This window comes from Variovorax sp. WS11 (assembly GCF_010499245.1).
Lineage (GTDB): Bacteria > Pseudomonadota > Gammaproteobacteria > Burkholderiales > Burkholderiaceae_C > Variovorax.
In genome coordinates, this window is the sequence record NZ_JAAGOW010000005.1 from 596,388 (window position 1) to 617,637 (window position 21,250).

The 21,250-nt window shown below is 66.4% G+C and carries 23 protein-coding genes and 1 pseudogene; 17 read left to right on the top strand and 7 right to left on the bottom strand.

The window, feature by feature from the left end; translation table 11 throughout:
• Window positions 1-394: 394 nt before the first annotated feature.
• A pseudogene (locus GXN78_RS37360) lies at window positions 395-895 on the top strand (nitroreductase family protein); the annotation flags it as partial.
• A gap of 289 nt (window positions 896-1,184) precedes the next feature.
• On the opposite strand, the gene GXN78_RS37365 reads toward GXN78_RS37360, so the two are convergent.
• The gene (locus GXN78_RS37365) at window positions 1,185-1,709 is read right to left on the bottom strand and encodes a hemerythrin (protein WP_146162987.1); all 525 of its coding nucleotides are present in this window, start codon (window positions 1,707-1,709) and stop codon (window positions 1,185-1,187) included.
• A gap of 284 nt (window positions 1,710-1,993) precedes the next feature.
• Here GXN78_RS37365 and GXN78_RS37370 point away from each other — a divergent pair, with 284 nt between their 5' ends.
• From GXN78_RS37370 to GXN78_RS42325, 10 genes are all read left to right on the top strand, one after another.
• A complete protein-coding gene (locus tag GXN78_RS37370) occupies window positions 1,994-2,233 on the top strand; it encodes a BON domain-containing protein (RefSeq protein WP_239143147.1) in 240 nt (79 codons plus the stop codon).
• Between the two features lie 184 nt (window positions 2,234-2,417).
• Entirely contained in the window at window positions 2,418-3,473 is a 1,056-nt protein-coding gene (locus GXN78_RS37375; RefSeq protein ID WP_164256281.1) for an efflux RND transporter periplasmic adaptor subunit, read from the top strand.
• Window positions 3,474-3,476: 3 nt separating this feature from the next.
• Window positions 3,477-4,721 (top strand): ABC transporter permease, encoded by a 1,245-nt coding sequence (locus GXN78_RS37380; RefSeq protein WP_106555323.1) that lies wholly within the window; start codon window positions 3,477-3,479, stop codon window positions 4,719-4,721.
• Window positions 4,718-5,437 carry an ABC transporter ATP-binding protein gene (locus GXN78_RS37385; protein WP_106555324.1) on the top strand — a complete coding sequence of 240 codons (720 nt, stop codon included), beginning with the start codon at window positions 4,718-4,720 and terminating at the stop codon, window positions 5,435-5,437. The genes GXN78_RS37380 and GXN78_RS37385 overlap by 4 nt, the downstream gene beginning before the upstream one ends.
• A gap of 122 nt (window positions 5,438-5,559) precedes the next feature.
• Window positions 5,560-6,198 carry a thermostable hemolysin gene (locus GXN78_RS37390; protein ID WP_239143136.1) on the top strand — a complete coding sequence of 213 codons (639 nt, stop codon included), beginning with the start codon at window positions 5,560-5,562 and terminating at the stop codon, window positions 6,196-6,198.
• Complete coding sequence (locus tag GXN78_RS37395; protein WP_106555325.1) at window positions 6,195-7,616, top strand: AMP-binding protein; 1,422 nt, start codon at window positions 6,195-6,197, stop codon at window positions 7,614-7,616. Before GXN78_RS37390 ends, GXN78_RS37395 begins: the two co-directional genes overlap by 4 nt.
• 21 nt (window positions 7,617-7,637) lie before the next feature.
• Window positions 7,638-8,336 carry an iron-containing redox enzyme family protein gene (locus GXN78_RS37400; RefSeq protein ID WP_106555326.1) on the top strand — a complete coding sequence of 233 codons (699 nt, stop codon included), beginning with the start codon at window positions 7,638-7,640 and terminating at the stop codon, window positions 8,334-8,336.
• A complete protein-coding gene (locus tag GXN78_RS37405) occupies window positions 8,333-9,193 on the top strand; it encodes an SDR family oxidoreductase (protein WP_106555327.1) in 861 nt (286 codons plus the stop codon). The genes GXN78_RS37400 and GXN78_RS37405 overlap by 4 nt, the downstream gene beginning before the upstream one ends.
• 10 nt (window positions 9,194-9,203) lie before the next feature.
• The gene (locus GXN78_RS42320) at window positions 9,204-9,497 is read left to right on the top strand and encodes a hypothetical protein (protein ID WP_343231048.1); all 294 of its coding nucleotides are present in this window, start codon (window positions 9,204-9,206) and stop codon (window positions 9,495-9,497) included.
• A gap of 56 nt (window positions 9,498-9,553) precedes the next feature.
• Window positions 9,554-9,892 (top strand): tetratricopeptide repeat protein, encoded by a 339-nt coding sequence (locus GXN78_RS42325; RefSeq protein ID WP_343231049.1) that lies wholly within the window; start codon window positions 9,554-9,556, stop codon window positions 9,890-9,892.
• A gap of 4 nt (window positions 9,893-9,896) precedes the next feature.
• On the opposite strand, the gene GXN78_RS37415 is transcribed toward GXN78_RS42325, so the two are convergent.
• From GXN78_RS37415 to GXN78_RS37425, 3 genes are all read right to left on the bottom strand, one after another.
• The gene (locus tag GXN78_RS37415; protein ID WP_106555329.1) at window positions 9,897-11,288 is read right to left on the bottom strand and encodes an ATP-binding protein; all 1,392 of its coding nucleotides are present in this window, start codon (window positions 11,286-11,288) and stop codon (window positions 9,897-9,899) included.
• Window positions 11,285-11,959, bottom strand: coding sequence for a response regulator (locus tag GXN78_RS37420; RefSeq protein WP_106555330.1), 675 nt, complete (start codon window positions 11,957-11,959; stop codon window positions 11,285-11,287). Before GXN78_RS37420 ends, GXN78_RS37415 begins: the two co-directional genes overlap by 4 nt.
• 379 nt (window positions 11,960-12,338) lie before the next feature.
• A complete protein-coding gene (locus GXN78_RS37425; RefSeq protein WP_106555331.1) occupies window positions 12,339-13,187 on the bottom strand; it encodes a universal stress protein in 849 nt (282 codons plus the stop codon).
• Window positions 13,188-13,345: 158 nt separating this feature from the next.
• Between GXN78_RS37425 and GXN78_RS37430 the strand changes: the two genes are divergently transcribed.
• On the top strand, window positions 13,346-14,131 hold the full coding sequence (locus GXN78_RS37430) for a YoaK family protein (RefSeq protein WP_106555332.1): 786 nt from the start codon (window positions 13,346-13,348) through the stop codon (window positions 14,129-14,131).
• 56 nt (window positions 14,132-14,187) lie between these two features.
• Here the strand turns inward: GXN78_RS37430 and GXN78_RS37435 are convergent, their stop codons facing one another.
• Window positions 14,188-14,790 carry a DUF1003 domain-containing protein gene (locus GXN78_RS37435; protein WP_106555333.1) on the bottom strand — a complete coding sequence of 201 codons (603 nt, stop codon included), beginning with the start codon at window positions 14,788-14,790 and terminating at the stop codon, window positions 14,188-14,190.
• A gap of 207 nt (window positions 14,791-14,997) precedes the next feature.
• Here GXN78_RS37435 and GXN78_RS37440 point away from each other — a divergent pair, with 207 nt between their 5' ends.
• From GXN78_RS37440 to GXN78_RS37460, 5 genes are all read left to right on the top strand, one after another.
• Window positions 14,998-15,651, top strand: coding sequence for a BON domain-containing protein (locus GXN78_RS37440; RefSeq protein WP_106555334.1), 654 nt, complete (start codon window positions 14,998-15,000; stop codon window positions 15,649-15,651).
• Between the two features lie 300 nt (window positions 15,652-15,951).
• On the top strand, window positions 15,952-16,128 hold the full coding sequence (locus GXN78_RS37445; RefSeq protein WP_164256194.1) for a hypothetical protein: 177 nt from the start codon (window positions 15,952-15,954) through the stop codon (window positions 16,126-16,128).
• A 54-nt stretch (window positions 16,129-16,182) separates the two neighbouring features.
• Window positions 16,183-16,368, top strand: a complete 186-nt coding sequence (locus GXN78_RS37450; RefSeq protein WP_106555335.1) for a hypothetical protein — start codon at window positions 16,183-16,185, stop codon at window positions 16,366-16,368.
• Entirely contained in the window at window positions 16,365-17,240 is an 876-nt protein-coding gene (locus GXN78_RS37455; RefSeq protein WP_106555336.1) for a formate/nitrite transporter family protein, read from the top strand. Before GXN78_RS37450 ends, GXN78_RS37455 begins: the two co-directional genes overlap by 4 nt.
• Window positions 17,241-17,478: 238 nt before the next feature.
• Window positions 17,479-17,838: a hypothetical protein gene (locus GXN78_RS37460; protein WP_106555337.1), complete on the top strand. Its 360-nt coding sequence runs from the start codon at window positions 17,479-17,481 to the stop codon at window positions 17,836-17,838.
• A 133-nt stretch (window positions 17,839-17,971) separates the two neighbouring features.
• On the opposite strand, the gene GXN78_RS37465 is transcribed toward GXN78_RS37460, so the two are convergent.
• Together GXN78_RS37465 and GXN78_RS37470 are read right to left on the bottom strand one after the other, a co-directional pair.
• The gene (locus GXN78_RS37465) at window positions 17,972-20,350 is read right to left on the bottom strand and encodes a phosphoketolase family protein (protein ID WP_106555338.1); all 2,379 of its coding nucleotides are present in this window, start codon (window positions 20,348-20,350) and stop codon (window positions 17,972-17,974) included.
• Between the two features lie 148 nt (window positions 20,351-20,498).
• The gene (locus tag GXN78_RS37470) at window positions 20,499-21,176 is read right to left on the bottom strand and encodes a DUF6064 family protein (RefSeq protein WP_239143137.1); all 678 of its coding nucleotides are present in this window, start codon (window positions 21,174-21,176) and stop codon (window positions 20,499-20,501) included.
• Window positions 21,177-21,250 lie beyond the last annotated feature (74 nt).

The window sequence follows — 21,250 nt, forward strand, 5'->3', positions numbered from 1 at the left end:
GCCATTGGACTCTATGAGGCCGAGCAAGTTTCACAATCGTCCGCTAAATTACTGACTCATGAGTAGGATTTCTGTGACGAGTCAAACTCGTCTGTTACTGCTCGGTTTCCAGATGCGAGGCGACGGTCACGACGCCGTCACGTGCGTGCCATCTCGCTGCCGGCCGCTTGGTGGCGAGGGTGGCGAGCCGCACGCGGTCCGCGCGTTGACAGACGCGTCGCTGCTGGTCACGATTCTCTTGCACCCGGGGCAACCGGCCGCGCAAAGCCAGCGCCTCACCTATCTGCCGGACAACGAACACCCGCCATGATCTCAAGCTTCGAAGACCTGCTGCGGCTGGCGCAGGAACAGGCACACCCGCAGCGTCTGCTGAATCTCGACGAGGGAACTCGACATGTCTACTGATACGGCCCCTTGCGCCTCGACCGTCGAGCCGGCCGACCCGCCCATCACCGGACGGCAAGTGGCTCAGCTCCTGCACGCGCGTCGTACCGTGCTGCCCAAGCGGCTGGGTGCGCCGGGACCCGCGCGACCCGAACTCGATCAGATCCTGGCCGCCGCAGCCGCGGCGCCCGACCATGGCGGGCTGGTGCCGTGGCGCTTCGTCATCGTTCCACCGCGTGAAAGAGGGCGGCTGGCCGCCGTCTTCGCGCAGTCCCTGCAGGAACGCGATCCCGCAGCCACGCCGGACGAGCACGGAAGAGCGCGCGAGAAGGCATTCCAGGCCCCGGTCCTGATGCTGGCGATCATGCGGCTGGGCCCCGACGGCGGAGACATTCCGGCCACCGAGAGGATCCTGTCGGCCGGCTGCGCCATCCAGAACGTCCTTCTGACCGCGACAGTCCTGGGCTATGAGTCGGCGCTGACCACAGGCAAGTCGCTGCAGTCTTTAGGACTGCGCGCATTGTTCGCCCTGGACCAGCACGAGGAGCCGCTGTGCTTCATCAGCCTCGGCACGAGCGGGCCTACAAGGCGGGCTCGGCGCGGCCCGCGATCGAGCGCTACGTCTCCGAGCTGGGGCACACGCCGCGAAGCCCTTTACGCGATGCATCGGCGCGCCACAGCGCTTTTCCCGACGGCTGATCCTTCGCGGAGCTCAGCATCTGCCGCCGCTGAAGGCAGCCATTACCGCTCGCCTTGTCGGCCGCGGTGGATTGCAGCCGCCAGGCGCGCCCAGCTGAGGCTCAATCCGAGGAAACGGGCTTCACGCAGCGCGGACCACACGGGAGGCGAAGGCTTCGCCTGCACCTCGGCGTTCGCGGGTTCGAAGCCGGCGCCGCGCAGATGGAGCGCCTGCGCTGCATCCATGGTCTGGACATGCTTTCATACCAGTCCCTGCGTTGACGCGCCATCTCGCGCACCTGCAAGAGCTTTCCTTCGCCGGCCTGCAACGCACCTTCGCGCATGACCCCCAGCACCACGCGATGTTGGATCTCGTGGTCCTTCTGCGATGCATGGCCGGTTGCCCGCATCCAGACGTCCTCGCGCGCAAAGTTCTCGGCGGCGCAGAGGGCCAGGTCCTGCCAGGCTGAGGGCAATCTGGCGTTGTCAGCATCGTCGACACTTGTGAGGAGCCGATGAACTTCTCGCGCGCGCGCTCCAAAAGGCAGGCCGAGCGAAAGTGCTTCCGAGCGATCCAAGGCAGCCATGTGATCTCCTTTTGATGATGACTCAGGGCTATCGACGCGCGACGAATGCAGTTTTGACATGACTCAACGATTGAGCGATCGGTCGCGATGGCTCCAAACGAGGACCAAGTTCACCATCACTGCCGACACGATCGAGTAGTTGACTCGGCCCGGTTTGACGAGAGCGAATGCCGGCGTACCGCCCGGGCAGGCGCTGGTGTTCGAGTAGCTTCTCCAGGGCGGCGATGCCGCGCATCGGGCGCAGGGACCGGCCTGGGCCTTGACACATCGCAAACAAGTCGTCCAACGCAGCGACTAGAGTGATGCATCTGGCAGGGCTAAAAAGGATCACCATGAATCCCGATATGGAACTGAGACACGAAGTTTTTGCAGCCTCGAACTGGGATCCGGCAGCTTGCGGCGCCGGTGTCGATGTGCGTGTCGAAAACCGCGTCGTCACACTGACCGGCCAGGTGTCCAGTCCGGCAGTGCGACATGCCGTCGAATGTGCAGCGCAACGAGTTCAAGGCATAGGATCCCTAGTGAACGCGTTGACCGTGCAGTCCGGATCCGAGAAGCTCCGAGGCGAAGCCGGCCGAAATTGACGCCGGTTGATGGAGTCCCTGTTCACTGAGACCGAAAGTGTCGAAGCTGTCCTTGCGGCGGTCCCATAGCGAGATGGCCACGGTGGCCATGAGGAGCGGCCATGGCACCGAAGCTTGACATGGATCAACCGACCCGGTAGTTGGCTCATGGATAAAGACGGCACCTATGTGGAGAGAAACGCGTTTGAAGCGCAGAAACGGCATCGTCGCCGGCCTCGGTGTCCTGGTCCTGCTGGCGGCCGGCGTCGCCTGGCGGCAGTGGCCCGTGCGCGTGGAGACCGCGCAGCCCACGCGTGGGCCGGCCATCGAGGCGGTGTACGCCACCGGCACGGTGGAACCGACCGTGATGGTGCCCGTCGCGCCTCGCGCCGGCGGCCGGCTGGTCGCGATCGATGCCGAAGAAGGCCAGCAGGTCAAGCGCGGGCAGGTGCTGGCACGCATCGAATCGAACGACCTTGACCAGACCATCCAGGAGATGCGTGCACGCGAACAACTGGCCCGCGCGCAGTTCGAGCGCACCCGCTCGCTGGTGGAGCAGCGCTTCGTGGCGCCGGCCGAGCTCGATCGCACGCGCAGCGAGTTGCAGATGGCGCAGGCGGCGGCCAGGCGGGCCCAGGTCCAGCGGGACTACAATCAGCTCGTGGCTCCTGCCGACGGAATCGTGCTGCGCCGCGATGGCGAAGCCGGCCAGTTCGTTCCTGCCGGCCAGGCGGTATTCATCTTGGCCTGCTGCGCGCCGTTGCGCGTGACGGCCGAAGTGGACGAAGAGGACATCGCCCGCGTCCTGATTGGCCAGACCGTCACGATGCGCAGCGATGCCCTGCCCCATCGCCTCTACGAGGGCACAGTGGCGGAGATCACGCCCAAGGGTGACCCGATCTCGCGCAGCTACCGCGTGCGCATCCGGCTGGCGGACGCTCCGCCCATCGATGCCGGCCCCATGCGAAGCGGCATGACCATGGATGCCAACCTGATCGTCTCGCGCCGGGAGGGAGCGCTGCTGCTGCCGAACCGCGCGATCAAGGGTGATGCCGTATGGCTGCTGGCCAAAGGCCGGCTGCATCGACGACCGGTGGTCAAGGGAACGGTCGGTGCCGAACGCACCGAGGTCGTCTCCGGGCTGGCCGATGGCGAGACCGTGGTGCTCTCGCCGACGGACGCGCTGCGTGACGGGCGGCGCGCGCGGGGGATCCCCGCGACGATCGACCTGCCGTTTCAGGCCGCGCTGGCCAGGCGGTGACACGTGGCGATCGCCCTCGACATTGCGCTGGCGCATCTGACGAGCCGCAAGCGGCAGACGCTGGTCTCGCTCACGGGCGTGGTGCTCGGCGTCGCGTTCTTCCTGGCCGTCTCGGGCCTGATGCGCGGCTCGGAAACCGATTTCCTCAAGCGCCTGGTCGACAGCAGTCCGCATATCACCGTCTTCGACGATGTGCGCCAGGGCCGTGCCCAACCCGCAGCGCTGCGCTGGCCCGATGGCGCCGTCCGCGTGCGCAACGTCCGGCCGCTGCGCGAGACACGGGGCATCCGCGGCTGGCCGCAACGGCTGGCCTTCATCGAGACGCTGCCGGGCGTGCGCGCCGCGCCCGTGCTCGCCGACGCCGCGGTGCTCACCTTCGCCGGACGCCAGCAGGGAGTCACCCTGTCCGGGGTGGTGCCCGACAAGATGAAACACGTGACGACCATCGAAGAGAAGATGCTGAGCGGCTCGCTCGATGCGCTGGCCGCCGACCCCAATGGCGTCGTGATCGGCCGTGGACTGGCCGACAAGTTCAGCCTGCGCCTAGGCAGCACGCTGGTTGTCCTGGCTGTCGACGGCACCAGCCGCTCCCTGCGCGTGGTTGGCATCTTCCGCACCGGCAACGCTGCCTATGACGAAGCCCAGGCCTTCGTGTTGCTCAAGCGCGCGCAGTCGCTGCTGGGGCGCGAGAACCGGGTCAACCGGCTGATCATCCAGCTTGCTGACCCGTACGCGGCCCAGAACGTGGCGCAGACCATCGAGGCAACCACGGGCTACAAGGCCGTGTCGTGGATCGAGGCGTCCGAGGACCTCCTGAGCCTGCTGCTGGTGCGCAACATCATCATGTACAGCGTCGTGGCGGCGATCCTCGTCGTGGCCTCCTTCGGCATCTACAACACGATCTCCACCATCGTGATGGAGAAGACGCGCGACATCGCGATCATGAAGTCCATGGGCTTTCATTCGCGCGACCTGCGGCGCATTTTTCTTCTCGAAGGGCTGATCGTCGGACTCGTCGGCAGCGTGCTGGGCGAGTTGCTCGGCCTGGCGCTGATGCAGCTGCTCGGCCAGGTCGAGATCCGGCCACCCGGCGTCACGGAGATCGTGCGCCTGCCGATGTTCTGGGGCGCCGAGCAATATGCGATGGCGGCCGCGTTCGCGATGCTGTCGTGCGTGGCGGCCTCCTATCTTCCCGCGCGGCGTGCCGGTCGCGTGCGACCGGTCGATATCCTGCGGGGCGCAGCGTGAGTGCCGCCAGCCCGCCAGCCGGCCCGGTGATCCGCGTCGAACACGTGACCCGGACACTCGAGGGCGAGGTGCCCGTCACGCTGGTGAAGGACGTGAGTCTTCAGATCGAACGCGGCGAGTTCGTCTGCGTGATGGGGCCTTCGGGCTCGGGCAAGTCCTCTCTGCTGTACCTGCTGGGCCTCCTCGATGGGCCCACGCAGGGGCGCATCTGGATCGATGGGGAGGACACGGGCGACTTCGACGACGATCGGCTCACCGATTTTCGGCTGGCCCGGCTGGGCTACGTGTTCCAGTTCCATTTCCTGCTGCCGGAGTTCAGCGCGCTCGACAACGTCTCCCTCCCGATCCGCAAACTCGGCCGCCTCCCGGATCAGGCGGCCGAGGCTCGCGCTGCCGAACTGCTGGATCAGTTCGGGCTGGAAGGGCATCACCGCAAGAAGCCGAGCCAGCTGTCCGGCGGACAGCGCCAGCGCGTCGCCATCGCCCGCGCATTGGCGAACGACCCCCTCGTGATCCTCGCCGACGAGCCGACGGGCAATCTCGACTCGGCGGCCAGCGCCAACGTGCGCGACATGCTTCGGGACCTGACCCGCGACTTCGGTAAGAGCGTGGTGGCCGTCACGCACGATGCCGACTTCGCCTCGGCCGCAGATCGGTGTATCGGCATCGTCGACGGCCGCATCGACATGGCGTGGCGGCCCGATCCGAGCGCTTGATCCGTCTGGTCGGTGGTTCAGAGAGCATTGGCTTCCAGACAAGCGGCTTAAGGCGCCGTTCATCGGGCGCCTCGAACATGCTTCCTTTAGCCCGCTTCAGCGGGCCTGGATCTGGAGCAAACATGTTCATGGCCTCGTCCTTCCGCAAGGAAGATGGTGGTCTGCCCTCGGCGCGCGCCAACTCCGCGCCCGCGCAACCACCGTTCGGGATACATCCCGACAGCGACCCTCGACGACCGGAAGTCGAGGAATTCATCAGACAGGTCTACGCGAGACGTTTCAACGCGCGGATCACGCACTTCGCACCCGTGCTGGTGAGCCTGCGCGACCGTGCCGGCACGCTGGTTGCAGCGGCCGGCTACCGTCATGCCGCGCAGGGCCCTTTGTTCCTCGAGCACTATCTCGATGCACCCGTGGAACGCGTTCTCGCACGGCATGCCCATCTGCAGCCCGAGCGCGCGAACATCGTCGAAGTCGGCCATCTGGCCGCCGGGCGTGCCGGCGAAGGGCGCCGGCTGGTCTACCTGCTGGGTCCGCACCTGGCCGCGCACGGCTTCCAATGGGTGGTTGGGACCCTGACACAGGAACTGCGGCAGCTGTTCGTTCGGATCGGCGTCACGCCGCTGGAGCTCGGGCCGGCGGACCCTGCCGCGCTCGGCCCCGATGCCATGCATTGGGGCAGCTACTACGAGCATGGGCCGCTGGTACTGGCAGGGCATCTTCCCGACGCGCTGCGCCAACTGGTCAGGCGCACCGCATGACGGCGCTGGACAACGGCCGGCGCAGCTGGGGCGCTGCCGAGCTCGACGCAGCGGCGAGCGCGCTGGCAGGCCGGCTCGCGGCGCAGCGCACGCGAGTGCTGGCCACCCTGATGGACAACACCCCCGCCTGGGTGGTGACCGACCTCGCTTGCAAACAGGCGCAGGTGGTGCACGTGCCGCTGCCGCTTTTCTTCAGCTCCGAGCAGCTTTCCCACGTGCTGAGCGCTGCGGGCGTCGACACGCTGCTGACGCCGGGCGCGTTGGCGGCTCGCTGGCCCGACGCCCCTGCGATCGCCTGCGAGATCGCAGACGAGCCGCTCGCGATGGTACGGCTACCTTTCCCGGCGGCGCCGATGCCGCCCGGCACCACCAAGATCACCTTCACCTCAGGCACCACGGGGGCTCCGAAGGGGGTCTGCCTCGGGGCAGACAGCATGGAGCGCGTCGCGAGCGGCCTGGTGCAGGCCATGGCACCTCTCGACATCCGGCGCCATCTCTGCGCACTGCCATTCGCGGTGCTGCTCGAGAACATTGCCGGGCTGATGGCGCCGCTTGCGCGCGGTGCGACCTGCATCGTCCTGCCGCTGAAGGAACTCGGCCTCGAGGGCTCGTCCAGCTTCGACGCGGCGCGTTTCCATGCGGTGGTGGAGCGGCACCAGCCCAACAGCGTCATCCTCTTGCCGCAGATGCTGCGGGCCTGGGTCCATCATCTGCTCGGGGCCGGCGCGCGCGCCCCGGCGTCACTCCGGATGGTGGCCGTCGGCGGCGCCGCCGTCGGCGTGCGGCTGCTGGCGGCCGCGCGCTCGGTCGGGCTGCCTGCCTGCGAAGGCTACGGATTGTCCGAAGGCGCGTCGGTGCAAACGCTCAACCTCCCGGGCGCCGAGCGCGACGGAAGCGCCGGGCGCGTGCTGCCGCACGCCCGGCTGCGCATCGCAGCGGACGGAGAGATCGAGGTGGCCGGCAGCCTGTTCTCGGGCTACCTCGGCGACTCGATGCCCCCACCCGCCTGGTGGCCCACCGGCGACCTCGGCAGCATCGACGAGGATGGATTCGTGTACGTGCGGGGGCGCAAGAAGCTGGTGCTCATCACCTCCTTCGGACGCAATGTGTCGCCGGAGTGGATCGAGGGCCTGCTGCGTGACGAGTCCGCCATCGGGCAGGCCGTGGTCTTCGGCGACGGGCAAGCCACGCTCAGTGCCGTGCTCTGGCCGCTGCAGGCAGAGGTCAGGGATGCCGATCTGCAGGCCGCCATCGACGCCGCGAATGCGCGCCTTCCCGACTATGCGCGCGTGCATCGCTGGACGCGCGGGCGTGCCCCCTTCGATGCCGCATCCGGCATGGCCACGACCAACGGCCGCCCGCAACGCGCAGCCATCCTCGCAGCGCATGCCGATGCGCTGGACATTCCCACCACTTGAATCTTCCCGCCCGGAGTTCCCATGAGTTTCTACGAAAACCTGCTCAAGCAAACCGCCGACGCCCGGATGGGCCTGCTGTCCGCCCCCATCATCCAGGGCTGCCTGCGGGGCGAAGTCTCGCTCTCCAGCTATGTCGCTTTCCTGCGCGAGGCTTACCACCACGTGCGCCATACGGTGCCCCTGCTGAAGGCCTGCAAGGCGGCGCTGCCGGAACGCCAGGCCTGGCTGCACGCGCCGCTCGATGAGTACGTCGAGGAGGAGCAGGGCCACGACGGCTGGATCCTCGACGACATCCGCGCCTGTGGCGGTGACGCCGACGCCGTTCGCGAAGGGCTGCCGGGCCATGCTGCGGAAGTGATGGTGGCCTACGCGTACGACACGATCGCGCGGCGCAACCCACTGGGATTTTTCGGCATGGTGCACGTGCTGGAAGGGACCAGCGTCTCGCTGGCACTGCTGGCTGCCGACCAGATCCAGATGTCGCTGGCCCTTCCCGACAGTGCCTTCAGCTACCTGCGCTCGCACGGCACGCTTGACCAGGAGCACACGGCCCATTTCGCGATGCTCATGGACCTCATCGAAGATCCTGAAGACCAGGCGGACATCGTCCATGCTGCCCGCGCCTTCTTCAGGCTCTACGGCGACGTGTTCCGCGACCTGCCCTTGCCGCTGACGAGCGACGGAACTGCGGACCAGGCAAGCACGGGAGCCGCTTCGTGAAGGCCGCCGAAGCACGCATCCTGCTGACGGGCGCCTATGGCGGCATCGGCGAAGCTGCCGCAGCGGCCTTCATGCGGGCCGGTGCCGCACTGATGCTGTCGGGGCGCTCGCCGGCCAGGCTGGCTGCCCAGGCGCGGACGCTGTTGCACAGCACGGCCGGCCATTCTCCGCGTGTCGAGTGGCATTGCGCGGACCTCAACAGCACGGTGGCGCTGGCCAGCCTCGGCGAGGCCGCGCGCCTGTGGGGATGCAACGTGATCGTCCACGGGGCCGGCGTTGCCAGCTTCGGGCATCTCGAGTCCTCCACCCCGGAAGGCATGGCGCGCGTACTGCAGACCAACCTGCTGGCGCCGATGCTGCTGACCCGGGCGTTGCTGCCCCATCTGCGCAGCCTGCCGCGCGCCCAGGTGATCTACGTCGGCTCCGCGCTGGGGGGCATCGGGCTGCCCGGCTACAGCATCTACAGCGCGAGCAAATTCGGCCTGCGCGGTTTCGCGCAGGCACTGCGCCGCGAGCTCGCGGAAAGCAGGGTGCAGGTGCAGTACCTCGGCCCACGCGGCACGCGAACCGCCTTCAACAGCCAGGAGGTGGAAGCCTACAACCGGGCCACCGGAAGCGCGATGGACGATCCGGCCCTGGTGGCGCGCGCGATGCTGAGGATGCTCGAAGCAGAGACGCCGGAGCGCTTCCTGGGCTACCCCGAGAAGCTTGCGGTGCGCATCAACGGCATCGCTCCGGCGCTGCTCGATGGCGCCTTCGCCAGGCATCGCCGCAGCCTGCCAGCATTGCCGCAGGAGCCCGCCGAGCGGGCCGGAGACTCCGCAGCCCGCGCCAGTTCCTTCACCACGATTCACTGAGGTTTCTGCCATGACGACCCGATCCGAACACCCATCGTCCCCTGCACTGCCCCGTCGACGCTGGGCGGGCGCCCTGCTCGCCGCCGCAGCACTTTCCGGCCTGCTGCCGCACCTCGCCAGCGCCGCCGGCGTGGAGGAGTCGGTCACCGAACTGCAGCGGGACTGGGAGGTCATCCGCTACCAGACGCCGCCTGCAGAACGCGAGAAGCGCTTCGAGGCCCTCGCCGCCAGGGCGCACAAGGTCAGCGAAGCGCATCCGGACCGCAGCGAACCCCCTGGTGGGAGGGCATCATCGTCGCCCTAAGGGCGGGCGAGAAGGGCGGGCTGGGTGCGCTGGGCCTGGTCAAGCAGGCCAAGGCGTTGTACGAGGAAGCCATTCGCATCAACGGCGACGTGCTCGATGGCTCGGCCTACAACAGCCTCGGCGTTCTCTACTACAAGGTGCCGGGCTGGCCGGTCGGGTTCGGCGACAAGGCAAAGGCCAGGGAGCTCCTGCAAAAGGCGCTCACGCTCAATCCCAAGGGCATCGACCCGAACTACTTCTATGGCGAGTACCTGCTCGAAAGCAAGCAGCCCGAGCAGGCCGTGGTCTACCTGGAGCGCGCGATCCAGGCCCCGCCGCGGCCGGGGCGCCAGGTGGCTGACACCGGACGCCGCGAGGAGGCACGGGCGCTGCTCGAGAAGACGAAGCTCAGGTAGGCCCTCAGCGCCGCTCGGCGGCGAAGCGCACCGCCACGCGCACGCCCTGCCCCGCCGCGCATGTTTCGAAGGCCAGCTCCAGCCCGTGCAACTCGGCGACGCGCCGGGCAATCGAAATGCCCAGGCCGCTGCCGCTCTCGGGCTGACCGGCTGGACGGAAGTAGCGCTCCCCCAGGCGTGCCAGCTGCTCGGCGCTCAGGGGCGGACCTTCGTTCTCCACCTCGAGTTGCTCCTCGCCGATGCGCAACGTGACCGTGCTTCCCGGCGGGGCGTAGCGCACGGCGTTGTCGAGCAGATTGCGCAGCAGAGCGACAAGCAGGTGCTCGTCACCCAGCAAGGGCATCGGGTGCCTGCCATCGGGAGGCCAATCGCAGGCCAGGTCGATCCGGCGACGTTCGGCCAGCGCCAGGCATTCGTTCACCGCCTCCTCGACCACGGTCGGCCAACGGACCTCCGTCTTCGGCGCCGGCACGTTGCCCGCTTCCAGCCGCGAGAGCGCCAGCATCTGCGCGACGAGCCGCCCCATCCGCTCCAAGCCGGCCGTGAACTTGGCTTCGGCATCGTCGCGCTCCGGCCCAGCGGCCGCACGGCGCACCACATCCCACTGCACTCGCAGGATCGCGAGCGGCGTGCGCAACTCATGGGCAGCGTCGGCCGTGAAACGGCGCTCACGCGCGAGCAAGGCCTCGATACGCTCGAATAGTCCGTTCATGGCGCCCACCAGGGGCTTCAGTTCGGCCGGCGCCGAATGGCCGGGGACCGGTGCCAGGTCGTCGGCGCCACGGCCCTGGAGGTCGGCGGTCAACTGGCGAAGCGGCTCCAGGGCCCGGCGCGCTGCCCAGTTCATGGTGAGCAGCAGAACGGGCAACACAAGCAGCCAGGGGACAACCTGGCTCGCCGTCAGGCTGTAGACCACCTCGTCGCGCTCGTAAGTCTTCTGCCCGGCGGCCACCAGCCACTCGCCGCTGACAGACTGGAGGTAGTACACGCGCCAGGATTGTCCATCGATCTCTTCGTCGACGAAGCCCGAGCGATCCGGCAGGCGGGGCAACTCCGCACCTTCGCGATCGGCGAGCATCAAGCGGCCCTGGCGGTCCCAGGCCGCCACGGCCAGGTCGCGCACGTCGGATTCACCGGCCGCCGGGCTGCCTGGCCTCGGCGGCGCCGGCAGCGCCGGCGCCGCAGTCGTGCCCGTGGCGCTGGAGTCCTTGAGCGTCACCTGCACCTGGCGAGCGAGGCGGATCAGTTCCGTGTCGAAGAGCTCGTTGACCTCGTGGCGGGCCCGATCGACCGACACGATCAGCGCGACCGCCCACACGAGCGGTGCGCAGATCAGCAGGTAAAGCACCAGCCGGCGCTGAAGGCTGCGCGGCTCTCGCCCCGTCGGCTCGCTCATGAGGAAGGCTCACCGGAGCCGAGGGCATAACCGACGCCGCGGACGGTGCGCACGATCATGGGATCGATCTTGCGCCTCAGGCGATGGACGTGTACCTCCAGCGTATTGCTTTCCGGTTCGCCGCCGCTCCAGTCGTACAGCTTTTCCTGCAAGTAGGCCTTGGACAATACCCGCTGGGAATCCGCAAGCAGCGCTTCCAGCAACGCCATCTCGCGTCCCGTCAGGTCCACCTGTTCTCCGTTCCAGCGCACCAGCTTGGCGGCCGGGTCGTATTCGAGCGCACCGTGCTGCCACACCGATTGCGCCTGGCCCGACGAGCGGCGCACCATGGCGCGAAGCCGCGCCGCGAGCTCGTCGATGGTGATCGGCTTGACCAGGTAGTCGTCCGCCCCTGCGTCGAGGCCGGCGATGCGCTGCTCGATGGCATCGCGCGCCGTCAGGATCAGCACGGGAAGCTTGAGGCCACGGCCGCGCCAGCGGGACAGCCACTGCATGCCGTCGCCGCCAGGCAGGCCCAGATCCAGCACCATCGCGTCGAAGGACGCGGTCGACAGGGCCGCATCGGCGAGAACACCATCGCCGAACCAGTCCACCACGTGCCCGAGCTGGCGCAAGCCCGTCGCGACCGCGTCGCCCAGCAGGGTGTCGTCTTCCACGATCAGGATGCGCATGGGGATCTCGGAGTCGTCCAATCTGGCGCGGTTGATTATGCAGAAGCCCGCCGACACCGCCGCTTACTTGCCTTGATCTTGCGCAAACCAGACAGCGCGACCTCGACCGAAACTTGCAGCCGGTCGACTTCAGGAGACCCTCTTGCCCAGGATGAAAGCCGCCGTCTTCGTCGAACCCGGACGCATCGTCCTGGAGGACAAACCGATCCCAGCCGTCGGCCCGACAGGTGCTGATGTGCCCTGACATCATGCCTGGGCATGGCGCGGCAGGTCGCCATCACGCCTTGACCGCGGTGTTCGAGCGCGGCCCGGCCAACCTCCGCCCGAGAAGAAGTGAGACAGCGAAATCCGCCAGGGGATACCCCTGGCGGGACGGACTTCAATGCGCGATCAGCACCGGCACCGTCATGTGCGAGAGAACCCCTCGAGTGACTCCTCCCATCACCCTCTCGCGCAGCCGAGAGTGCCCGTATCCGCCCATCACGATCAGGTCGGCTCCCAGGTCGGAGACACGCGATAGCAACGCGTCCGACGTGTCGATCTCCGTGATGTCCTCCTCGCACGTCGCCCGCACGCCGTGGCGCTGCAGCCAGCGGGTCATCTCCGGGATCAGAAGGGTCTGGTCTTCGGCGGCCTTCGAGCGTCGAAAGGAAGCAAGCGTGACCCGCTGTGCCTGGGCCAGCAGCGGCAAGGCTTCCCGCATCGCCACGGCCGCTGCGCGGGACCCGTCCCATGCCAGAAGCACGTTCTGCCCCACATCCTTGAACTCGCCGGCGTAGGGCACAACCAGCACCGGCCGGCCCCCGTTGAGCATCACCTCGGCAACGAGGCCGCGGGCCGGCGCATCCCATTCGCCTGCGCTGTCCTCCTGGCCCACGACGATGAGGTCGCTGGAGCGGCCGTGCGCCACGAGCGCGTCGATCGACGTGCCGTCGGTTTCGCGGACCTCGCTGGATACCCTGCCCGCTGCGCCCCCGTCGCCCAGCCTGGCCCTGAAGCTTTTGCCGATCGCGTCCGCGCGTTGCCGCAGGTAGCGGGCGGATTCGGCGATGTAGTCGGTCATGCCGGTGGGAAGCACGTCCGCCGGGATCGTGCCCTCGAGCAGGCCGCTGGGCAGCAGCCCGATCAGATGGGCACCCTGCGTTCTCGCGATACGGTTAGCGAGGTCCACACGGGCGTTGCACCTGTCCGTGTGGTGCAGGTGAACAAGAATGGTCTTGATGTTCATGGCTCGAGCCTCTTCGTGTATGCACCGGCCGGATGGCACGGTACACCGATCTTCACGGCGAACGAAGCCGCGGGCCTTGATGTTCGTCAAGGCAGAGGGATCCGCCAGCACGGACCATTCCAGACGCGTAGCATTCGGATCTCTTCACCACCGTGCCCATGCCCATCAACTACGTCAGGCGTCTTACAGGCCGAAAGCGAACCGCGAGTGCGAATCGCCACCTTGGATTTGCGTTGGCATTCGTGGCCGGGGCCATCAACGCCGGCGGGTTTCTGGCTGTCCAGCAGTACACCTCTCACATGACGGGCATCGTCTCGTCGATGGCCGACAGTCTCGTGTTGGGCGCCTATGACGTGGTGCTTGGCGGGGCCGGTGGACTTGTGTCGTTCGTGGCGGGTGCGGCAAGCTCCGCGATGCTTGTCAACTACGCACGCCGGCGACGGATGCACAGCGAGTACGCGCTGCCACTGTTGGTGGAGGCCTCTCTGCTGATCTGCTTCGGAGTCCTGGGCGCCCGGCTTTCCAGCATCCAAGGTCTCTTTGTGCCGGCAACAGTCATGCTCCTTTGCTTCATCATGGGATTGCAGAACGCGGTGATCACCAAGCTGTCGCACGCCGAGATTCGAACCACGCACTTGACCGGCATCGTGACTGACATCGGCATCGAGCTTGGGAAGCTGCTCTATCGGAATGCTGCCGGCCCGCCTTCACATTTGCGCGTAGTGGCCAACCGCGAGCGGCTTCGCGTTCTCGCACTCCTCGTTGTCTCCTTCTTTCTCGGCGGCCTGCTCGGCGCGGTCGGCTTCAAGCATGTCGGATACGTATCGACCGTTCCTCTCGCCCTCGTATTGCTCGTGCTTGCGATGATTCCGGCATTCGATGACCTGGGAAACCTGGCACGCCGCAGAACCCGTACGGCCAGGCAATCGCGAAGAATCGAGTGACGCAGAGGCCGGCGGCTCGCACGACGTGCGGGTCGGGCCATGCACGACCCGCCGCACTAAATCACGTTCGCCGTTCGCGACGCCGAAGCGCATACCGGGCAGCGCTCGCCCATTGGCCTCTCGGGCATCAGTACCGAAAGCAGCTTCAACTGCTCCTTCTGGATTTCCAGCAACTCCCCCCATTGCTTGTTCCGCAGCAGATCGACCTTTTCGTGGAGCAACATGATCTCCAACTCGGCCTTCAGGTTGACCTCGTAATCGTGTTCCGCGCTGATGCGGTCCTTTTCGGCCTGCCGCTTCTGCGACATCAGGATGATGGGGGCCTGGATAGCCGCAAGCATGGAGAGAAAGAGATTGAGCAGGATATAGGGATAGGGGTCGAACGTGCTGCCGCCTCTGGCCAGAAGCACGGTGTTGAGCGCCATCCAAAGGAGCATGGTGGCGGCAAAGAGCCCTACGAAGGTCCAGGATCCGCCGAACGAGGCGACCGCATCTGCTGCCCGCTGCCCGAAGTTGGGTTCGGCGTCGAATTCCTTCGAAAGGTTGCGCGCTATGTGAGTTCGTTCCGAAATGTGCCGAGCAACCTTCTTGGCCACGTCATCGAGGGCCTCGTAGGAGACGCCAAAAAGCTTCGCGGCAACTTCGTCGGACTTGTGCATGGGAATTCCGGATCGGGGCGCACTGAGCTCTCCACTCTGCGCGTGTTCATAAAGGCTTCTGCCACCCTACTGGTCCTTCAAGATCACCGTTTGATCCAACGCAAGTTGCAAGCTCCCCGCGGCCCATACAGTAAGCCCATCGGCATCGCGGGCTGGGAGCCGCACGCGATGGCGATCTCACCTCAATCGACCTATCAAGGACAGCTCATGAAACCAGATGCCATGCTGCGCAGCGATATCGTCGCCGAACTGAACTTCGATCCGGTCATCACGGCCACCGACGTCGGCGTGATCGTCAAGGACGGGGTGGTCACCCTGACCGGCCATCCCCGCAGTCACGCCGAGAAGCACGCCATCGAGCGTGCCGTGCAGCGCGTCAGGGGCGTGAAGGCGCTGGCAATCGAGATGCAGGTGAAGCTTCCCTCCGGCCATGAGCGCACCGATGCCGACATCGCCCTGGCAGCCGAGCGGGCCCTCGAGTGGAACGTGCTCGTCCCCGACGACAAGATCCGCCCGATGGTCGAAAAAGGCTGGATCACGCTGAACGGCGAGGTCGAATGGGAGTACCAGGGCAGGGCAGCGGAAGTCGCCGTGCGCGGCCTGCTCGGCGTTACCGGCGTCACGAACCGGGTCATCGTGAAGCCTAAATTCACGCCTGCCGACGTCGAAGAACGGATTCGGGAAGCCCTGGACCGGCAGGCTGACCGGGAGACCCGCCAGATCCAGGTCCTCGTCAACGGCGGTGATGTGACCCTGAAGGGCAAGGTGCATTCCTGGGCGGAACGCAAGGCCGCTCAGGGCGCCGCGTGGTCCGCTCCTGGCGTCGCCAACGTGGTGAACAACCTGCTCGTGGAGGGCTGACGGCGATCGCATGGTGACGCCATGATGCAGGCGATGGTGCTCCCCGGCCCAGGCCAAGCGCTGCGGATGGAAAGCCGTCCGCTGCCGGAACCGGACGCGGGCGAGCTTCGCCTGCGCGTGCCGGCCTGCGCCGTCTGCCGCTGCCGGTACCTTGATCCAGCGCAACCGACCACGATTCATCGCAAGAAGCGCTTCGGTGTGCTCTGGGTTTGCGCACCATCAAACGGCGCCACCGTCCTCCCGTCTACTGTGTTGCTCCCAGAGCGATGCTTTCGTCGCAGCCAAAGGAGATTCGCCACCATGACAACCAAGAAGTTGCTCTTCCGGGAAGACGCGCGCGAGAAGATCCGCCGCGGCGTCGATACGCTCGCCGACGCGGTCAAGGTCACCCTCGGCCCCCGGGGACGCACCGTGATCATGGACAGCGACTACGGCGCGCCCCAGATCGGCGCCGGCAGACGCCCGCCCGGGTCTTGAGCCCGATCTGTATTGATCAATTCAACCTGGTCTGAACATCAACCGGCGCCTTCGATGCCTTGGACAACCGATCATTGCCCTGTGTCGATGCGCGGGCTGGCCGTCGAGGTGCGTCTCAAGGCGATCGAGATCGCGAATGCACTGCTCGCCGAGGGCTGCGACGACGGCAAGGCGATCCGGATCGGCATCGCCAAGGCAAAGGAATGGGCGCAGCGCCTCGGAACGAAAGACCTGCGATGACCGCACTCCTGACCCCTGCCCCTCACGTCGACGGCGCAACTCCCGACACGGCGGCGCAGAGAACGCAGACAGTCCATCGTCATGCCACGTTCGGTGCCGATGCCTATGCCCCCACGGAGATCGCCGCGCGCGTACGCGACCTCGGCGTGACCAAGGCGCGCCTGCCATGGGCGACGCAGGCGATGCTGGGCGTTCTGGCCGGCGCCTTCATCGGCTTCGGCGCGCTGATGTTCACGCTGGTGGCCAGCGACGCATCCCTCGGCTTCGCCGTCTCGCGGCTCCTCGGCGGGCTCGCCTTTTCGCTCGGGCTGCTGCTGGTGATGGTGGCCGGCGCGGAGCTGTTCACCGGCAACCACCTGATAGCGATGGCGTGGGCAAGCGGCGCCGTCGGCAGCGCGGAGCTGCTGCGCAACTGGGTGGTGGTCTGCCTGGCCAACCTGGTTGGGGCGGCCGGGCTCGCGTTGCTAGTGTTCTGGTCCGGCCACGCTTCGATGAACGGCGGTGCAGTGGCCGCCGCCGCGGTTCGAATCGCCACTGCCAAGGCCGAGACGCCAATCGTCGAGTTGTTCTTTCGCGGCGTGCTGTGCAACGTTCTCGTTTGCATGGCGGCGTGGATGGCGATGGCCGGCCGCAGCGTCGCCGACAAGGCGGTTGCGATCGTCTTTCCGATCACTGCGTTCGTCGCCGCCGGCTTCGAGCACTCCATTGCCAACATGTACTTCTTCCCGCTTGCGATGCTGCTGGGCGCACCGCTGTCCACGCTGGATCTGCTGCGCAACCTGGGGCCGGTGATCGCCGGCAACCTGGTGGGCGGCAGTGTGCTGGTCGCCCTGGTCTATTGGACGATCTACCTGCGCCCGCAACGGCCTTGACCTCGTCGCCGCCGCGATCTGATCGTCGACCTATCGCTCTCGACCAGCGCCGCGATTTCGATGCTCGCAGACCTCGACTTGGCCGGTGTGTCGTAGAGGGCCCTTGCAGGCGCGGCGCCGAGCGCGATGCCTTGCGTTTGATCAAGGCACACCGAGGGGAACGTCCAGTCCTCGGCGCGCCGCCGCGCTGCTTGCCCTGCAAGGCGCATCGGGACCCGCGCTCCCCATCCCGTTACCCGTGCTCGCACCGGGCGCGCATGCCAGCGGAGGCGTCAGTTACGAGGGCCAGCAGGAAATGCAGGCGAACCAGGAGTTGTACAACCTGCGCCTGACCTTCGCCGAGGCCCAGACAGGCGCCTATCTCGCGGGCGTGACCGTCACGATCGAGCCCGCGGACAAGAGCGCCCCATTGGGTCCGTTCACGGACTGCGGTCCCCTGTTCCACGTCGCGCTGAGCCCCGGCGTCTACCGCGTCGTCGCGAGCTACGCGGGACTCACGCGCTCCAAGACCATTCGCGTGGGCAAGGCAGCCACGCAGGCCACCCTCTATTGGCCCGCCGCCAGAGACGCACGGACCTTCATGGCTCATCGCAAGTAGGACTCATTGGCATAGCGGCGCATCATCCGGTGGCTGGTCGGTCTCTTCGTGAAGTGCGATCTCCATCGAAAAGTATGCGATGCGCGGCTCTTGGAGGAAGCCCTCGAACAAGACGGTCATATGCACCCTGCATTCAACGGTCGCTCCGGCTTTCCCAGCGCCAGTTCAGGATCTCGGGCATATCCTCGCCGCGCGACCTGATCCATGCCCGATGCGCCAACAGCTGGTCGCGCAGGTGCTGTTCGACGTGGCCGGCGGCTTCACGGATACGCGGCACGCGGTCGATGGCAGCGGCCGCGAGATGGAAGCGGTCCAGCCGATTCAGCACGGTCATGTCGAACGGCGTCGTGGTCGTGCCCTCTTCTCGATACCCGTGCACATGAAAGTTGCCATGGTTGGTGCGTTTGTATGTCAGCCGGTGAATCAACGAAGGGTATCCGTGGAACGCAAAAATCACCGGCCTATCTGCGGTAAAAATCGAATCGAACTCCGCATCCGCCAGCCCGTGCGAGTGTTCCGACGGGGACTGCAAGCTCATCAGGTCGACCACATTGACCACGCGGACCTTGAGGTCCGGTACCTGGCGCCGCAGCAGATCGACCGCAGCGAGCGTTTCGAGCGTCGGCACCTCCCCGGCGCAAGCCATGACCACGTCGGGTGCTGCGCCCTCGTCGTTGCTGGCCCAGGTCCAGATGCCCACGCCGACGCTGCAGTGCCGCACGGCGGACTCCATGTCCAGCCACTGGTGCTCCGCTTGCTTGCCGGCCACGATCACGTTCACATAACTGCGACTGCGCAAGCAGTGATCGACCACGGAAAGCAATGTGTTCGCGTCGGGCGGCAGGTAGACACGCACCACCTGGCCCGTCTTGCTGGCGACGTGATCGATGAAGCCCGGATCCTGATGGCTGAAGCCGTTGTGATCCTGTCGCCAGACGTGGCTGGTCAGCAGATAGTTCAATGACGCGATCGGTCGGTGCCACGGAATCCGGCTGGACACCTTGAGCCACTTCGCGTGCTGGTTGAACATTGAGTCGATGATGTGGATGAAGGCTTCGTAGCATGAGAAGAAGCCGTGCCGCCCCGAAAGCAGATGGCCTTCGAGCCAGCCCTGGCACAGGTGTTCGCTCAGGACTTCCATCACGCGGCCGTCCGCCGCGACATGGTCGTCGCCGGGGAGAATCTCGGCGGTCGAGGTCCGCTTGCTGACCTCGAACACCGCGCCCAGGCGATTCGAGGTGGTTTCGTCGGGGGCCACCATGCGAAAGTTGCGGGCATTGAGCCGCATCACGTCACGCAGGAACTCGCCGGCCACGCGCGTGGCTTCCGCTTTCACCGCGCCCGGCGTGGAGACGGCGACCGCATAGTCGCGAAACTCCGGCATCCGGAGGTCCCTGAGAAGCAGGCCACCGTTGGCGTGCGGATTGGCGCTCATGCGTCGCTCCCCCAGGGGGGCGAGATCGGCGATGTCCGCGCGCAAGGCGCCGTCCTCGTCAAAGAGCTGCTCCGGCCGGTAGCTGCGCAACCAATCCTCGAGCAGCCCAACGTGCGCAGGACTGTCCAGGAAGCCGGTCAAAGGCACCTGGTGCGCCCGCTGGGTGCCCTCGATCGGCACTCCGTCCACGATCCTGGGACCGGTCCAGCCTTTGGGGGAGCGCAGGATGATCATCGGCCAGCGTCGGCGCCGGCTGAAGCCGTCCACGCGAGCCTCCGTCTGGATGGCGCTGATCACATCCAGCGACGTGTCAAGTGCGGTGGCCATCATCCGGTGCATGGCCTCGGGCTCGTGCCCCGAAACAAAATGCGGCTCGTAGCCATAGCCGCGCATCAGCTGGGTCAACTCCTCGTCGCTGATCCGCGCGAGTACTGTGGGGCCTGCGATCTTGTAGCCGTTGAGATGCAGGATCGGCAAGACCGCGCCGTCAGATGCGGGATTCAGGAACTTGTTCGAATGCCAGCTGGCCGCCAGCGCTGCGGTTTCCGCTTCACCGTCGCCGACCACGCAACAGGCCAGCAGGTCCGGGTTGTCGAAGACGGCGCCGTAGGCGTGCAGCAACGAGTAGCCGAGTTCCCCACCCTCGTGGATCGAGCCGGGGGTCTCGGCACCCACGTGACTCGATATGCCCCCGGGAAAGGAGAACTGCTTGAAGAGGCGCTTGATTCCTTCGGCGTCCTGCCCCACGTTCGGGTAGACCTCGCTGTAGGTGCCTTCGAGCCACGCGTTCGCCACGATACCTGGACCGCCATGGCCGGGGCCGGCGATGAAGATGGCCTGCAGATCTCTCGCCCTGATGGCGCGGTTCATATGCGCATAGATGAAGTTCAGGCCCGGCGTCGTACCCCAGTGGCCGAGCAGGCGCGGCTTGATGTGCTCCAGAACCAGCGGCTCGCGAAGCAGCGGGTTGTCCATGAGGTAGATCTGCCCGACAGAGAGATAGTTCGCTGCTCGCCACCAGGCGTCGAGAACGGAAAGGTCCTTGCCGGCATGCCGGCCGGTCGATTGAGATTTCATCTGCGCCTCGCGAGCTGTAAGCAAAGCTGATACTCCTCTCTTGGCCGTGGTGCTGACTTGCGGCAGATCAACGCGCGATGCGCCGGCCGGGCGAGCAAAGCCGTCTTCCGTGCAACCTGGCCCCAACCAGAGATGTCGACCCCGGTGATCATGCGGAGCGTCCGGCCGCCGTCGAGGCGGGAGGGGGGTATCGATCGCGCAGGACAATGAGCGGGACAGCAATTCCGCTCAGGAGCAGGAGCCAGTCCTGCGTCACGCCAAGCAAGGCGGCGGCGCTGCCGCCGAGCAGCGACCAGAAGAGCGGGATGATGAGCAGCCAGCGCGACACGGGGGTCGTCGTGAGCGACAGCAAGCCGAACGTGAAGATCGTGACCGGGCAGGGCGTGATGCCGAACATCGGCATCTCGGGATAGCGATGGCCGGTCCACATCCCCAGCAGCGGATAGAGAACCACTGCATAGATGACAAACGCCCATCCCAACCATGCGGCCGCCCTGCCGCTGGTGCCGAAGTCCATGCGGCCTCGCAAGACGGCCATGTAGAACAGCAACCCGCCCTGCACGATGAACAGGACACCGAAAAGCAATGCCGCCTTGTTGATGGTCGAGAAGAATAGCCCGTGATACGCGATTCCGGTCCAGGTCCACATCAGCGCCAGGCCCAGTCCAATGAAGCGGTTGCCTGCGCTTGACGGTCGAACGACCATGGCAACCATGACCATGCCGAACAGGTAGCCAAGGATCTGAATCGGCCAAACGGCATCGTTGTACGCGCCAAAGAGAGCAAAGAACTGGGCGCGGGTAAATGGCAACATGAGGTCGGCCATAGAGAGTTGTCAGCATTTCCTTGGGCGAACTTCACCTCGAACCATGCGCCATGATGTTCTGCGCAACGCCTCCA